14 protein-coding genes are annotated in these 15,097 nt (G+C 65.7%); 6 read left to right on the plus strand and 8 right to left on the minus strand.

Annotation, left to right across the window (positions count from 1 at the left end; translation table 11 throughout):
• The 4 genes from DAD99_RS11820 to DAD99_RS11835 form a co-directional block, all read right to left on the minus strand.
• A partial coding sequence (locus DAD99_RS11820) for a glycoside hydrolase family 36 N-terminal domain-containing protein (RefSeq protein WP_305072207.1) occupies nucleotides 1–444 on the minus strand: 444 nt, incomplete at its 3' end.
• 117 nt (nucleotides 445–561) lie between these two features.
• The gene (locus DAD99_RS11825) at nucleotides 562–1,905 is read right to left on the minus strand and encodes a sugar ABC transporter substrate-binding protein (protein ID WP_193341691.1); all 1,344 of its coding nucleotides are present in this window, start codon (nucleotides 1,903–1,905) and stop codon (nucleotides 562–564) included.
• A gap of 44 nt (nucleotides 1,906–1,949) precedes the next feature.
• Nucleotides 1,950–2,870: a carbohydrate ABC transporter permease gene (locus DAD99_RS11830; RefSeq protein WP_193341692.1), complete on the minus strand. Its 921-nt coding sequence runs from the start codon at nucleotides 2,868–2,870 to the stop codon at nucleotides 1,950–1,952.
• A gap of 10 nt (nucleotides 2,871–2,880) precedes the next feature.
• On the minus strand, nucleotides 2,881–3,822 hold the full coding sequence (locus tag DAD99_RS11835; protein ID WP_193341693.1) for a carbohydrate ABC transporter permease: 942 nt from the start codon (nucleotides 3,820–3,822) through the stop codon (nucleotides 2,881–2,883).
• Between the two features lie 213 nt (nucleotides 3,823–4,035).
• Here DAD99_RS11835 and DAD99_RS11840 point away from each other — a divergent pair, with 213 nt between their 5' ends.
• Together DAD99_RS11840 and DAD99_RS11845 are read left to right on the plus strand one after the other, a co-directional pair.
• Nucleotides 4,036–5,238, plus strand: a complete 1,203-nt coding sequence (locus tag DAD99_RS11840) for a Gfo/Idh/MocA family protein (RefSeq protein WP_193341694.1) — start codon at nucleotides 4,036–4,038, stop codon at nucleotides 5,236–5,238.
• Nucleotides 5,239–5,252: 14 nt separating this feature from the next.
• Nucleotides 5,253–6,272: a LacI family DNA-binding transcriptional regulator gene (locus tag DAD99_RS11845; RefSeq protein WP_193341695.1), complete on the plus strand. Its 1,020-nt coding sequence runs from the start codon at nucleotides 5,253–5,255 to the stop codon at nucleotides 6,270–6,272.
• A 1-nt stretch (nucleotide 6,273) separates the two neighbouring features.
• Here the strand turns inward: DAD99_RS11845 and DAD99_RS11850 are convergent, their stop codons facing one another.
• Nucleotides 6,274–7,077: a DeoR/GlpR family DNA-binding transcription regulator gene (locus DAD99_RS11850; RefSeq protein WP_193341696.1), complete on the minus strand. Its 804-nt coding sequence runs from the start codon at nucleotides 7,075–7,077 to the stop codon at nucleotides 6,274–6,276.
• Nucleotides 7,078–7,239: 162 nt separating this feature from the next.
• Complete coding sequence (acs, locus tag DAD99_RS11855) at nucleotides 7,240–9,279, minus strand: acetate--CoA ligase (protein WP_193341697.1); 2,040 nt, start codon at nucleotides 9,277–9,279, stop codon at nucleotides 7,240–7,242.
• Between the two features lie 407 nt (nucleotides 9,280–9,686).
• Between acs and DAD99_RS11860 the strand changes: the two genes are divergently transcribed.
• Genes DAD99_RS11860 through DAD99_RS11870 form a run of 3 tightly spaced genes read left to right on the plus strand, consistent with a single transcriptional unit; the run spans nucleotide 9,687 to nucleotide 12,462 of the window.
• Nucleotides 9,687–10,955: a hypothetical protein gene (locus DAD99_RS11860; protein WP_193341698.1), complete on the plus strand. Its 1,269-nt coding sequence runs from the start codon at nucleotides 9,687–9,689 to the stop codon at nucleotides 10,953–10,955.
• A gap of 8 nt (nucleotides 10,956–10,963) precedes the next feature.
• Complete coding sequence (gene nth / locus DAD99_RS11865) at nucleotides 10,964–11,788, plus strand: endonuclease III (protein WP_193341699.1); 825 nt, start codon at nucleotides 10,964–10,966, stop codon at nucleotides 11,786–11,788.
• Nucleotides 11,785–12,462, plus strand: a complete 678-nt coding sequence (locus tag DAD99_RS11870; protein ID WP_193341700.1) for a CoA pyrophosphatase — start codon at nucleotides 11,785–11,787, stop codon at nucleotides 12,460–12,462. The genes nth and DAD99_RS11870 overlap by 4 nt, the downstream gene beginning before the upstream one ends.
• A 92-nt stretch (nucleotides 12,463–12,554) precedes the next feature.
• Here the strand turns inward: DAD99_RS11870 and DAD99_RS11875 are convergent, their stop codons facing one another.
• Both DAD99_RS11875 and DAD99_RS11880 read right to left on the minus strand, forming a co-directional pair.
• Nucleotides 12,555–12,755 carry a DUF1508 domain-containing protein gene (locus DAD99_RS11875; protein ID WP_185261552.1) on the minus strand — a complete coding sequence of 67 codons (201 nt, stop codon included), beginning with the start codon at nucleotides 12,753–12,755 and terminating at the stop codon, nucleotides 12,555–12,557.
• Nucleotides 12,756–12,899: 144 nt separating this feature from the next.
• A complete protein-coding gene (locus DAD99_RS11880; protein WP_193341701.1) occupies nucleotides 12,900–14,612 on the minus strand; it encodes a bifunctional 3'-5' exonuclease/DNA polymerase in 1,713 nt (570 codons plus the stop codon).
• Nucleotides 14,613–14,753: 141 nt separating this feature from the next.
• On the opposite strand from DAD99_RS11880, the gene DAD99_RS11885 reads away from it, so the two are divergent.
• Complete coding sequence (locus tag DAD99_RS11885; protein ID WP_185261550.1) at nucleotides 14,754–14,969, plus strand: AsnC family protein; 216 nt, start codon at nucleotides 14,754–14,756, stop codon at nucleotides 14,967–14,969.
• The last annotated feature ends 128 nt before the right edge of the window (nucleotides 14,970–15,097 follow it).

Consider the following 15,097-nt stretch of genomic DNA (forward strand, 5'->3'; position numbering starts at 1 on the left):
GGTGGCCAGTTCGTCGAGCTGGTAGGGCGTGGCGCCGTCGTTGGTGAGGGTGTGGCGCAGCTCCAGCAGGCCTCCCTCGTGCAGTGTCAGTGCGGACGAGACGGTGAGGCCGGCGTCGGGATCGGTCTGGACGATGGTGGCGGAAGTCCCCTCGGCGCCGGCGCTCACGACGCGGAGGCGGGCTGAGAAGTCGAGGCCGGAGACGCCGTCGGCGAGGCGGTGGCCGCGGAGTGCGGGACGGCCGCGCCAGCTGGACGATGCCTGCGGCAGGAGGCCGGCAGGCACGTTGGCGTCGATGGATGACGGCGGGATAGCGGCCGTGAGGATAGCGAGGTCCGGCAGCGTACTGCCAAGATCCGCGCCCCAGTGGATGACCTCGGCCTCCCCGCTGTCGAAGCTGATCACCAGGCTGGTGCCGGCGGAACGGAGGTGGAGCGGGTCCATAAGCTGTTGTCCTTCTGCGGAGTGCGGAGTGCGTAGTTAAAACGGTGTGGGAGAAAGCAATGAGGCTGCGCGCCGCGGAAACGATGCCCGCGGCGCACAGCAGGTCAAGCTGGTGGCCTACTTGAAGAGGGCGTTGACCTGTTCGTTGGCCTGGGTGAGGGAACTGGCCGGGGCCTTGCCGGACACCACTGCGTCCATGGCGGGCTCCATGATGCCCTTGATCTTGGCGGTGTTGTCCGTGATCGGGTACAGGAACGTGCTCTTGTTCTTGACGTGTTCGGTGAAAGCGGTGACGTCCACTCCCTTAGCGGCGAAGGCCGCGGCAGCCTTATCAGAGGAAGCCTTGAGCGCGGGGAAGACGACGGCCTTGGAGGCTACGACGTCCTGGCAGTCAGCTGAGGCGAGGTACTCAACCCACTTGATCGAGGCGTCCTTCTTCTTGGTTCCGGCCCAGATCGAGTCGGCCAGGCCGTTGAACATCGAGGCACGCTTGCCTTCGGGGCCCACCGGAGTGGGAGCGATGCCCACGTCGATGCCCTGGTAGCCGGTGTACTGGCCGGTCATCCACGAACCGTGAGCGTTGATGGCCGACTTACCGGCCGCGAAGGTGTCGGCCATGCTGGCGCCGACGGTGGTCTCAAGCTTGGGCATGTAGCCCTTTTCCACCAGTCCGGCGAACCAGTCCATGCTTTCCTGGAACTTCGGGTCGTCGTAGTTGTAGTGCGTGCCCCACGGGTTCTTGTCCGTGTGGGACCAGCCGGTGGTGTTGGTGAGGTAGCTCCACTCCGTCTGCCCGGACGAGTCGCCACCGCCGTTGAGGCCAAGGCCATAGACGGCGACGTTGTTCTTGTCGAAGCCGGCCTCGTCGCCGCGCTTTCCGTTCTTGTCAACGGTCAGGTGGGCGATGACCTTCTCGTACGTGCCGCCGTCCTGGGGGTTCCAGGTGAGGTTCTTCATCTGGTCGTCGGTGACGCCGCCGCTGGCGAGCATGGCCTCGTTGTAAAACAGGCCGATGGTGTCCCAGTCCTTCGGCAGGCCGTAGCGCTTGCCGTCCTGGCCAACCCAGAGGTCCGCGAGGCCCTCGTTGTACTGGGACAGGTCAATGTTGTCCTTCTCGACGGCGTCGTCGATGGGCAGCAGCTGCTTGTTTTCGGCGAGCTCGCCGTAGCGTCCCAGGTGGTTGGTGAAGACGTCAGGGGCGGTCCCGCCAACAAAGCCGTTGGTCAGCGTGCTCCAGTAGTCGTCCCAGCCGCGCTGGGTGATCTTGACGGAGATGTCCGGATTGGCCTTTGTGAAATCGTCTGCGCACTGCTGGTAGGCGGGCAGTTGGTTGGCGTCCCACAGCCAGTAGCTGAGCTCGCCCTTGGCTGACTCTGCCGAGGAGGATGAGCCGCCGCCACAGGCGGACAGGGACAGTGCCACAGCTGCGGCGATGGCGACGGCGCCGAGGGTTTTCTTCATGGTTCTACTTTCCGATCGGGGGATGCGGTGGGTTTTTCGGGGGATTACTTGATGCCGGAGAATCCGATGGAGTTGACGATCTTCTTGCCGAAGGCGGCGAAGAGCACCAGGACGGGCAGGGCCGAAACCAGGGTTGCGGCCATGAGCCCGGACCAGTCAGGTGAACCTTGGGGCGCCTGTGATTTGAAGACGCCCAGGCCCACCTGCAGGACGCGCACATCGTCCTGCGATCCGACGAGCAGCGGCCAGAAGTACTCGTTCCACTGACCGATGAAGGTCAGCAGGGCCAAGGTGGCGATGGGTGCAGCGGCGTTGGGGAGCACGATCTGGAAGAAGATGCGAAAGTGCTTGGCGCCGTCGAGCATGGCTGCCTCCTCGACCTCGCGGGACATGTTCAGGAAGAACTGGCGGAGGAAGAAGATAGCGAAGGGAGTCATAAAGACATACGGCAGGACCATCCCGAGCATCGTGTTGAGCAGGTCCAGGTTCTTGATCAGCAGGAAGTTGGGCAGAGCCGTGAAGATCGGCGGGACCAGCATGGTGCCCAGGAACAGGCTGAACACTGCGTTCCGGCCCCTCCAGCGCAGCCGGGCAAAGGCGTAGGCAGCCATTGCGCTGAAGAACACGGCTCCGGCAGTGGTGATGGACGCGAAGATGATGGAGTTCTTCAGGTACAGCCAGAAATCGATGGTGGCGCCGGAACCGCCCTCGGCGATGGCGTCTGCGGGACTCTGCAGCCCGAACACCCGCATGAAGGCGCCAAAGGTGAACTCAGCGGGGAGTAGGCTGGCCGAATTTGCGGCCAACGCCGAGTTGGTGGACAGCGCCGTCCGCAGCACCCAGAGGAACGGGAGGACGGAGACTGCGATGGCCAGGACGAGGAGGGCCCAGGCACCCGCGCGGCGGGTGTTGAACGGACGACGGCGGCGGGCCTGCAGCGGTGCGCGGCTGGTGGTGGATGTCATGAGGGACTCCTTAGTCCAGGTCCGACTCGTTGCCCTTGAGGAACTTCATCTGGATGAAGGCCACCAAGGCAAGGATGAGGAAGAGAATGACGGCAATGGCGGATCCGTAGCCGAAGTCCGACTCGGTGAAGGCCCGCTGGTAGATGTAGTACTGGATGACGCGGGTGGCGTTGATCGGCCCGCCGCCGGTGGTGACGGCGACGGTGTCGAAGACCTGGAAGGACCCGATCACGGTCACCACGAGCACCAGCACCAGGACCGGGCGGAGCAGGGGTATGGTGATCTTGCGGAAGGTCTGGAACGCTGAAGCGCCGTCCAGCTTTGCCACCTCGTAGATGTTGCCCGGGATGGCCTGAAGACCGGCGAAGATGAGCAGCGCGGTGTAACCCATGTGACGCCAGGTGTTAATGACCGCCTGGGTGGGGATGGCCCACTCCTCGCTGCCGAAGAAGGCGACTCGGGGAAGTCCGGCCCACTCGATGAACTGGTTGACCACGCCGATCTGATAGTCGAGCATCCAGAACCAGAGCAGTGCCGCGATGACGTTCGACATCAGGTAGGGCAGGAGCAGAGCGCCGCGGATGAGGGTGGACTTTGCGACCTGGTGCATCAGCAGCGCCAAGCCCAGTGCCAGGGCCGTCTGGAGGAGGATGTTGAGGAAGACGTACTGGCCGGTGACCGCGAGGGAATTCCAGAACAGCGGGTCCTTGGCGATCGCCGTGTAATTGTCCATCCCCACCCATGTCGGGTCTCCCAGGATGTTGTACTCCGTGAAGCTCAAGTACACGCCCCGGATGGTGGGGACAACGTAGAAGAGTACGAACCCGATCATGGCCGGGGCGATGAAGAACAGGGCGATCTTGAGGTCGCCGAGCCGGCGGTAACCGCCGCGCGGCTTGGGGGCTCCGGTTCGGGGCGGAGCGGATCTCGCGTTTTTGGCAAGGGTGGTCATCGTCGACCCTTTCCTGACTGTGATGTGGATAACAACTAATGAGGAATCTACACGAGTAGATTGATGGTGGCAAGTGTTAATTTTCCCGTTGTATCTGCATGGATTTGTCCAGTCGCTAGGGCATTGACTCGAGTAGATCCGGGTGAAACACTGGGAATCCTGATGGACAGCGCTTGCCCCGCGCTCCGTCACGGCATCCACGGAAGGCAGGCAATGACGTTCTCAATCGGCGTAGTAGGAGTTGGCCAGTTCGGCGGCCAGTTCGCGCACCTCTTTAATCTCCACCCGGGCGTCAGTGACGTCTATGTGGTGGACGAGCTGCCGGAGCGTGCGGCCGAGGCAGTGGACCGCTACCACTTGGCGGGGTCGGAGGCGAGCTTCGACGACCTACTTGCCTCCGACGTCGACGCCGTGGCCATCTTCACCCAGCGATGGACGCACGGACCGCTGGTGGAGCAGGCGCTCCGCGCCGGCAAGCACGTCTACTCAGCCGTGCCCATGGCCATCTCCGAGGACGAAATTGCCCGGATCATCGACGCCGTCCGCGAAACCGGCCTGGTCTACATGATGGGTGAGACCAGCTACTACAACCCTGCCACCGTCTATGCGCGCAAGCAGCATGCGGCGGGCAGGTTCGGCCGGATCTTCTACACCGAAGGCGACTACGTCCACGACATGGACCTGGGCTTCTACGACGCGTACCAGTACAGCGGCGGTGACCGCTGGAAGGAGACCGCCAGCTACCCGCCGATGCTGTACCCGACGCACGCGGTGGGCGGCGTGCTCGGCGCCGTCCCGGCCCACGCGGTCAGCGTCAGTTGCGTCGGAGTCAAGGATGACCGCAATGATGGTGTCTTCGACAAGGAAGTCAGCATGTTCGGCAACGACTTCTCCAACGCCACCGCCCTCTTTGAACTCAATGACGGCGGCGTTATGCGCACCAACGAGATGCGCCGCGTGGGCTATCCCTCCCATATCAGGGAGTCCCGGTTCCGGTTCTTCGGAACGGAGGCCAGCTTTGAACAGCTCGCAAAAGTCTCCGTCTGGCAGGACAAGGAAAACGTCCACGATATTTCCGAGCAGCTGGAATCACGCCCCAGCATGTCCCTGGATGACCCGTCGCTGGCCAACGTTGCGCCGGAACTGAGAGACGCCTTCGTCTCCGGACTCTCGCCGGTCCATGACGCTGACCGGCTTCCGAAGGAGTTCCGTGGCGCGCCGAACGGCCACGAGGGTAGCCATCACTTTCTGGTGGATGACTTCGTGACAGCGGTCAACGCCGGCACGCTGCCGCCGGTCAATGCCTGGGTTGCCGCCCGGTTCACGCTGCCCGGCATCGTGGCTCACGAGTCGGCCCTCCGCGGCGGGGCACGGCTGCCGATCCGCGACTTCGGCGACGCCCCGGGGATCCGATAGCTAGCATGTACAACATGACGACTCCCATAGTGCAGGCCCCGCGTGGCCCGGTGACACGCAAGGACGTTGCCCGGTACGCGGGCGTCAGCACCGCCGTCGTCAGTTACGTAGTGAATGGCGGGCCCAAGAAGGTGGCTCCGGCCACGGAGGCGAAGGTCCAGGATGCGATCCGTGTCCTGGATTACCGCCCTAACGCGGCGGCCAGGGCCCTCAAGCTGGGATCCAGCGAGACACTTGGGCTGATCGTGCCGGACAACTCGAACCCTTTCTTCTCGCTCCTCGCGCATGCTGTGGAGGACGCGGCGGCCGAGCGGGGCTACGCCCTGCTGCTGACCAACTCCGACGGCAACATAGCCAAGGAACGCCGGAACGTCCGGAACCTGGCAGCGCGGCAGGTGGACGGCGTACTGCTCGCCAGCGTCCTGTTCCAGCCGGACCTGGAAGAACTCGAGAAAGCCGACATTCCGTGGGTCCTGCTCAACCAGGACCGTGAGGTGGCGGGCGTCAACAGCATCGGTGTGGACCTTCTGGCCGGGGCACAGATCGCCGTGGAGCACCTCCTGGGGCACGGGCATACCAACGTCGGCCTGGCCATGGGCACCAACGTGGGGAATGACGTTGACGGTCGCGAACTCGGTTGGCTGAAGGCGCTTGCGGAGGCCGGCCTCCCTGAGGGGCCGATCGCGCGCGGCCCATTCACCCGGGCCGGTGGCTACGAGGCGGGAAAGCGCCTTCTGGCCGCTTCGAATCGGCCCACTGCGATTTTCGCGAGCTCGGACATGCAGGCGGTCGGCATCCTCCGCGCAATTCATGAGGCAGGAGTCTCAGTCCCCGGAGACATCGCGGTGACCTCTTTCGACGGCTCCGCCGAGGCAGAGTACACGTGGCCGGCGCTGACCACCGTGGATCAGCCGGTCCGGGAGATGGCCACGGCCGCCGTCGAAGGCATCCTGGCTGCGCGGCTCAAGGCCGCGCCGCAGCAGCAGATGTTCCCCACGAAGCTCCACGTCCGCCAGTCCTGCGGCTGCCCCTGAATCAAGGGCTCTTGGTTCGCTGCCCCGCGATCCGGATTTTGCCAACGCGCTGGCCGAGGATGCGCTGGGCTTCTGGGCCCAGTCCGGCGTCGCTGATGACCTCATCGGCCGCGTCCAAGGGGGCGATGGTGCTGATGCCCAGCAGCCCCCACTTGGTGTGATCGGCCAGGACCACGGTTTTCCGGGTGGCGGCGACGAACGCCCGGTCAGTCTCCGCCTCCAACAGGTTGGGCGTGGTGAAGCCGGCGTCGGCGTCCATACCGTGCACACCCATGAACAGCACGTCCAGGTGCAGCTGCTTCAACGCGGCCGTCGCGATGGGACCCACCAAAGCGTCCGACGGCGTCCGCTCGCCGCCGATCAGGATCACGGTTGATGGGAAGCGGGTGGCGCCGCCGGAGGAAGCGTGGTGGAAGAGGTCAGCGATGCGCACGGAATTGGTGACCACCGTGATCCGCGGACCGTTCACCAGCTCCTTGGCGAGGGCCCAGGTGGTGGTGCCGGCGCTCAGACCGACGGCCATGCCCTCATACACCAGGCCGGCAGCCTCCAGCGCGATGGCCCGCTTCTCCGCGGTCAGCTGGGTGGACTTGAGCTCGAAACCAGGTTCGTGGGTGCTGACATCGCCGGGGAGCTTGGCGCCGCCGTGGATGCGCTCCAGCTTGCCTCCTGTCTCCAGAAGCTCGATATCCCGGCGGACAGTCATCAGCGAAACACCGAGTTGTTGGGCGAGGTCCGAGACGCGGACAACCCGTTCGCGTTGGACGGCATCCACGATTGCCTGGTGGCGTGCTGCGGGGAGCATGTGAAAGCAATCCTTTATTCCGGCGACAGGGCTGCTCCCAGCATACGGCGACGGCGCCGCCCTCCCCACCGTCCCCCTAACCTCGCAAGCTCGGTCAGGGAACCCGGACGGTGTGGGCCCAGGTGGGAAGCGCCGTCGTCGGGCTTTCTTGGCTGCGAAGCGTTATTTCCGGAGGGACGCCGCGATCTGCTGCATCACTGTGGCGTCGGCCAGGGTGGTGGCGTCACCGGATTCGCGGCCCTCAGCGATGTCTTTGAGGAGGCGGCGGACGATCTTGCCGGAGCGGGTTTTGGGCAGTTCCGGGACCACGAGGATGGTTTTGGGTTTGGCGATGGGGCCGATTTCCTTGCCCACGTGGTTGCGGAGTTCGGTGATGGTGGCGTCGCCCTTGTCCACGGCGTCGCCGCGCAGGATCACGAAGGCGACGACGGCCTGGCCGGTGGTTTCGTCCGCGGCGCCCACAACGGCGGCTTCGGCCACGGAGGGGTGGGACACCAGGGCGGATTCGATTTCGGTGGTGGAGAGCCGGTGCCCGGAGATGTTCATAACGTCATCCACGCGGCCCAGGAGCCAGATGTCGCCGTCCTCGTCCTTCTTGGCGCCGTCGCCGGCAAAATACATGCCTTCAAAGCGGGACCAGTAGGTTTCCTTGAACCGTTCGGGGTCGCCCCAGATGCCGCGGAGCATGGCCGGCCAGGGTTCGCGGATCACCAGGAAGCCGCCGTGACCGTCCGGCACGGATTCGCCCTGCTCATCGACGACGTCCACGGCGATGCCGGGCAGCGGGACCTGGGCTGAGCCGGGCTTCGTGGCGGTCACGCCGGGCAGCGGAGCGATCATCTGGGCGCCGGTTTCGGTCTGCCACCAAGTGTCCACGATCGGGGCAGGGTGCTCCTTCCTTTCGCCGTTCTTGCCGGCATTGGCCCCGATGACCTCCCGGTACCACATCCACGCCTCAGGGTTGATGGATTCGCCCACGGACCCGAGGACCCGGATCGAGGACAGGTCGTACTTGTCCGGGATCTCCCGGCCCCACTTCATGAACGTACGGATGGCCGTGGGGGCGGTGTACAGGATGGAGACCTTGTACTTCTCGATGATCTCCCACCAGCGGCCCTGGTGCGGGGAATCAGGGGTGCCTTCGTACATGACCTGGGTGGCGCCGTTGATGAGCGGGGCGTAGGCGACGTACGAGTGGCCGGTGACCCAGCCGACGTCGGCCGTGCACCAGTACACATCCGTTTCAGGGTGTAGGTCGAAGACAGCCTTATGGGTGTAGGCGCCCTGGGTGAGGTAGCCGCCGGTGGTGTGCAGGATGCCCTTGGGCTTGCCCGTGGTCCCGGAGGTGTACAGGATGAACAGCGGGTGCTCGGAGTCGTGGCCTACGGCCTTGTGCTCCGTGGAGGCCAGCTCCACGGTGTCCGCCCACCAGTGGTCCCGGCCTTCGTGCCAGTCCACGTTCTGGCCGTTGCGCTTGACCACCACAACGTTCTGGACCGTGTGCCCCTCTGCCGAAAGGGCTTCGTCCACGGCGGTCTTGAGCGCGCTGGGCTTGCCGCGGCGGTAGGTGCCGTCCGCGGTGACGACCAGCTTGGCTTCGGCGTCCTCGATCCGGGAGCGCAGGGCGTCTGCGGAGAACCCGCCGAACACCACGGAGTGCACCGCGCCGATGCGGGCACAGGCCAGCAGCGTGATGACGGCCTCCGGGATCATCGGCAGGTAGACGGCCACCCGGTCACCCTTGCCAACGCCGAGGGACTCGAAGGCGTTCGCGGCCTTCTTGACCTCCTCGGTGAGCTGGGCGTACGTGTAGGTGCGGGTATCCCCGGGTTCGCCCTCGAAGTAGATGGCCACCCGGTCCCCGAGGCCGTTCTCCACATGGCGGTCCAGCGCGTTGTACGCGGCGTTGACCTCGCCGCCCACGAACCATTTGGCGAACGGCGGGTTGGACCAGTCCAGTGCCTGGTCGAAGTCTTTGCTCCAGGTGAGCAGCTCGCGGGCCTGCTTCGCCCAGAAAGCCGGGCGGCCGGCGTCGGCCTCTGCGTAATCAGCGGCGGTGACAACGGCGTCGGCAGCGAATTCGGGGCTGGGGGCGAAAGTGCGGTTTTCGTGCAGCAGGTTTTCAAAGGCGTCGCCCTGCTGGTGGGCCTTCACGGAAGCCGCGGGGGCGGTGGCCGTGGAGCCGGGAGTGTCCTGAGACATGGTGAACCTCATCATTCATCGGTCTTTTCAGCGGCTGCCGTCGCCCGGCCGTGCTCCTCCGCTTTGCGCGGCATTGGGCGGCGGCCGATCACGGACATTCCGCAAAGAGCTGTTCCGGAATCAAGCCTAATACGTGCCTGGGCCGCGATGTGTTCGCTGTCACAAAGGCGCCCACGAACGGCATTTATTTAGCGGTGAATGGTTAATGGACCCTGCGAACCGGCGTCCCGCCGCTGCGGATCAGCTAGTGATCGGCCATGCGGTTGGCTAGGCTGAGATTGAATTGTGAGTTTCCACGGAGTTGTCGGATCCGGTGCTTCACTGCCGGGCCTGGCCGTTGCCGCCGTTTCGGACGGCACAGTTTTGGGACAGAACCGTCCCGGTGCCGCCACGCTAAGGAGTACAGAATGAACCAGCAACGCTTCGGTCAGAAATTTGGCCGTGCAACCGGGGCACAGGCTGGGACCACCCCGGAGGAGGGCTCAGCGAAGGGCGCCCAGAAGCCGGCCAGCGCCAAGCCGGGCACCACCAACCAGGCCGTGCTGGGTCCCTTCACGCTGCGGGACCTGGCCGTTTTCGCCGCGACCCTCATTCTGCTGGTAGCCTCGCTGCTGCCTATCTTCTTCGGCCGGTTTAATCTCTGGAATGCAGGCAGCCTGTTCTTCCTGGGCCTCGGCATTGTGTTGCCGCTGATTGTCTCGGCACTCTTTGTTGGACGCCGGCTCGCTCCCGCGACAAGAGTCCGCATCGGCTCGCTGTCCGTTGACCAGTTCGCGTCTGTGGTGGCCTCCTTTGCGCTGGCGTTCTTCTTCGTCTCTGCGGCCGCGGCCTATGTTCCCAGCCTGTTGGTGGGCTTGGTCGGCTCGGTGGTGCTGTTCGCGGGGACCGTGCTGAGCCGGTATATCCCTTACTTCGCCGGCGACTTTCTGGGCCGCGACGAATCACCGGCCCACGTGATGGCCCGCGAGTCGGCTGTCCCGCTGCCCAAGCCGCACACGCCCAAGGAACCCAAGCCTGAGGCCTCGCCCGTCCCGGCAGCTTTCGCCGCTTCCGCCACCCCCGCCGCTTCGGCTGGGGCCTTCTCCTCCCCGGCTGCGGCAGCAGCCGTCTCGTCCGCCCCGGAGGTCAACGAGTGGACCGCCGCCGGCGACCCGGGCCCCGCAACCCACGCCGCCGACGTCGTGCCTTCCCCAACAGCGACGAACGCCTCAGTGACGCCCGCCGTTGAGGAGACCACTGCGGGTGACACCCCGACGGCGGCTGCGGCTCCAGTTGAATCTGCGCCGACTGCTACGGCCGCGTCCGCCTCCGCTGCCCCTGAAGCGGCAGTTCACGACGCCGGAGCGGGTGTCCCTGCCCCGGCTCGCCAGTCTGCCGCGGAACCTGCGGCGACGGCCGTCCATCAGCAGGTGCGCAGCGTGGAGCCCATCGGCGCCACCGTGGATCCGGCTTCCAGGCCGGAAGAATCGGACGAAGAGCCTGCGCATGAGGCATTCTGGTTTGCCGTGGCGCAGCACCGTACAGCGGTGGACCCCCAGACCGGCGCCCCCGCCTTTGTGATTGAACCGGGCGGCTGGGTACTGGCCCTGGAAGACCGCGGCCACGAATTCCTGGTCCAGCACACCGACGGACGCGTGGGCGTGCTGCGCGACCTCAGCAACATCGAGCGCGGCTAACCAGGCCCGTGGCCCCCTCCCGTAGACCCGGATCCGGCCCGGCGGCTGCAGCCCCGGAGTCTTTGCTGGCGTTGAAGCGCCGGGCGCGACGGATCAACAAGGCCTTGGCGGAGAAGTACCCGTATGCCCATGCTGAGCTGGATTTCCGGAACCCGTTCGAGCTGGTGGTGGCCACGGTCCTGTCGGCCCAGACCACCGATGTGCTGGTCAACCAGGTCACCAGGGTCCTGTTTGCGCGGTACCCGGACGCCCGGGCAATGTCCGAGGCCGATCCCAACGAGCTGGAAGCGATCCTGCAGCCCACCGGCTTCTTTCGGGCCAAAACGAAGAACGTGATGGCGCTGAGCACGCGCCTGGTGGACGAGTACGACGGCGTGGTCCCCGGCCGGCTGGAGGACCTCGTGACGCTGCCGGGAGTGGGGCGCAAAACCGCCAACGTGGTGCTGGGCAATGCCTTCGGGATCCCCGGGATCACCGTGGATACGCACTTCGGCCGGCTCGCACGGCGCTTCGGCTGGACCACCTCTGAAGACCCGGTGCAAATCGAGTTCGACGTTGCTGGACTGTTTGAGCCCAAGGACTGGACCATGCTCTCGCACCGTGTGGTATTCCATGGGCGGCGGGTGTGCCACTCACGGAGGCCTGCCTGCGGCGCATGTCCGGTAGCGAACTGGTGCCCCAGCTACGGGTTGGGCGAGACTGATCCCGCCAAGGCCGCCAAGCTCCTTAAATACGAGCTGGCGCCCGGGAGCGAAATTCTCCTGGACCGGTTGCTGGCCGAAACGCACCGCGCCGCTGAAATCCGGATGGAATCACAGAGGCGGCTCCCATGAGCGCACGCCAGGACCTGATCGACCTGGTGCGCAGATCGGACAGCGGCGACGTCACTGCGCCGAACACTGCCTGGGCGGCCCTGACCGTGGATGAAACCATAGCCCGCAAGGCGGCAGTCCTGATGCTTTTCGGGGTACTGGACGATGTTCCGGCCGTCTCCGGAAAACCCCTGGCCGCGGCGGATCTTGATGTCCTGCTGCTGGAACGCGCGCACACCCTGGATTCCCATCCGGGCCAGGTCGCCTTTCCCGGTGGCACCATTGACGCCGACGAAACCCCCGTAGCCGCAGCCCTGCGCGAAGCCGAAGAGGAGACCGGGCTGGACCCCGCAGGGGTGGAGGTGCTGGGAACGTTGCAGGAGCTTGGGCTGGCCCGCAGCAACTTCCTGGTGACGCCGGTGCTCGGCTGGTGGGCGGCGCCGTCGCCGGTGCAGGTGGTGGACTACGCCGAATCCGCCCAGGTTTTCCGGATCCCCGTCCGGGACCTGCTGGACCCGGCCAACCGGATGACAGCCACCGTCAGCCGCGATGGCAGGACCTTCAGCAGCCCCGCGTTCGCGGTCAGCGGTGTGCTGGTCTGGGGCTTCACCGGGATCATTCTGGATGGCCTCTTTGAGCTGCTGGGCTGGGCCGTGCCGTGGGACCGGACCATGCTGCACGAGGTGGTCTTCTAGCCTCGGCGTGGTGCGTAGCGTGGGTGGCCCGGCGGGACTGAGTCCGCCGGGCGTGCACCGCGGGTGGCGGCTTAGCTGGAGCTCACCGGGGCTTAGCCGGTGGTGACTGGTTGCTGCCGAAGATCAACAACAATGCCCGTGGCCGCGTTTTCACGCAGGGCTTTGATGCCGTCCTTCAAGGCACCGAGATGCTTGAAGTCGGGCGAAACTGCCACAATATTGCCGTTTGAGTCGGTGAGCCTGAGCCGATAGCACTCATCACTTACCCGATGTATTTCAAACCTGCCCGCCATAGGCCGGACCTCCCCTGATATGCGTCTTTGCATGAATAGCTGGACCGTCTGCTTAAGTCGCTGCTCTGATGTAACCATGGTCACAGAAGTTCCGACCAGCTACTCCCGGGTAGGTTTCTTTGGGCTACGCAGTGGGGCCAATTGCTACTTTGCGTTGTCGTATGAGTCCACCACGGCCACGCTGACGGGGAACTCCACCGGGATGGGACCGAACAGCAGTTCCTTCGCGGCGGCGGCAGCTTCCTCGATGGCCCGGATGCAGGCCTGGACGCCAGCCTCGGGGGCGTGGACCATCACCTCGTCATGCAGGAAAAACACCAGCTCCGCCTGAACGGAACCGTCGGCACGCAGGGCCCGCAGCCGCCGTCGTAATTCCGCCAGCCAGCATGCCGCCCAGTCAGCGGCGGATCCCTGCACCACAAAGTTGCGCGTGAAGCGGCCGCGGGAACGGGCAATCGATTCCGCGCGGCGCTGCTCCTCTGCAGTGGCCGACTGCTGGCTCCGGAACCACCCTTCCGACGGTGGCGGGCTGCTCCGGCCAAGCCTGGTGGTCACCGTGCCGCCGGCCGCGCCCTCCCGCGCCGCCTGCTCCACAAAGCCGACGGCGCGCGGGTAGGTTCGTGCCAGCTGTGGCATCAGGCGCCCGGATTCGCCGGTGGTGGCGCCATAGATGGCGCCCAGGAGGGCGATCTTCGCATTGGCGCGGTCGCCGCCGAAACCCTGGGCTGCGATGCCGGCGTACAGGTCCTTGTCGCGCGCCGCTTCAGCCATTTTGGCGTCCTGCGCCAGCGCCACCAGCACCCGGGGTTCCAGCTGGGAGGCGTCCGCGACGATGAGTTTGTGTCCGGGATTCGCATGGACCGCGCCACGGATGTGGCGCGGGATCTGCAAGGCCCCGCCGCCCCGGGACGCCCAACGGCCGGACACCACACCGCCCACCACATACTCGGGCTGGAAACGGCCGTTGGCCACCCACGCGTCCAGCCAGGCCCAGCCGTTGGCAGTATGCAGGCGGGACAGTTTCTTGTAGGCGAGGAGCGGTTCAATGGCGGGGTGGCTGGACTCCATCAGCTCCCACTGCCGGGTGCTTTTCACCTCGATGCCGTTGCGGTGCAGGGCGCGCATCAGCTCCTGCGGCGAGTCCGGGTTCAGTCCGGGCGAGTTGAGCAGTCCCCGCAGCTCGGTGTTCAGGGCCTCCAGCTTCGCGGGGCGGTGACCGGACGGAGGGCGCGGCCCGAGGTGATCGGCCAGGATCTGCTTGTGCAGGTCCTCCCGCCAGGGAACACCGGTGTGCTGCATCTCGGCAGCGATCATGGCGCCAGCGGATTCGGCGGCCAGCAGCAGCTGGAGCCGCTTCCGCTTGTTTTCGTCCGGAGCCGCATCGGCGAGGGCTGCCTGCTGCGCGGCGTATTCCGCGCGGAGCTCCGCCAGTCCTTGCCGTGGGGCGCGGTGGCGGACGTCGTCAAAGAGGGCGCCTTGGTCCGCCGGCGGGGGCGGCGGCTGGAGGGCGCGGGGCAGCGCCTGGGGATCGTCGAGCGGTTCCTTTTCGGCCTTCCGGGCGTACTCCGTGTGGGCCGTGAACTGCGAATACGCCAGGATATTGCCGCACAAACCTAGGTCATAGCAGCGCTCCAGCTCCACGCCGGACGCCAGCAGCGCAGGGTACCAGTCCTGGGTCCGCTTCCAGATCCAGCGGGGCGGCGCCTCGCGGGGACGGTTTTCCAGTTGGCGTACGACGCCGGCCAGCTCGCTTGCGCTGATCAGGCGCGGTTCGGGACGGTCTGGGTGCGGATCGCCCGCCTGGGTGACCTGCTGGAGGGCTGCGCCGTTGGCGTGGGCGGCGAGCAGCAGATACATAGGTCCAATTCTGCCCTGTGGCGGGGGTTCGGGCGCACCAGCGGTCCGGGTGGTGTGCCTGTGTGGGCCGGGGTAGGGGGCCGCGACGCGGGCTGTGGTGTGAATGGCATCGATCTCAGGGGCGTCAACTAAAGTTGACGAATGGAGGTAGGGCGGATGAAAATGCTGGTCGCATCAATGGACGGGAAGGGCCCCGCTGAGGCTCTGTACGCAGTGGCGGAGCTGCAGAAGGAAGTTGGCCGCACCGAAGCGGCACTGGTCCGCAAGGCGAGGCAGGCCGGTCTGTCTTGGGAAGCCATTGCCCTGTGCCTTGGGGTGAGCAAGCAGGCCGTCCACCGCAAATACGGGAAGCAGTAACCGGCCCCGTAGTTCGGCAGCGTTGTTCGGCTGCGCTGTTCGGTCCGGCCGTTCTGCCCCGGCCGTTCTACCCCGGGTGTTCGGGGGAGTTGTCCACATACGGTGGCATGCCCCTGTTTCCCGCCCCT

Origin of the sequence: Pseudarthrobacter sp. AB1 (genome assembly GCF_014926485.1) — a bacterium.
Classification (GTDB): domain Bacteria; phylum Actinomycetota; class Actinomycetes; order Actinomycetales; family Micrococcaceae; genus Arthrobacter.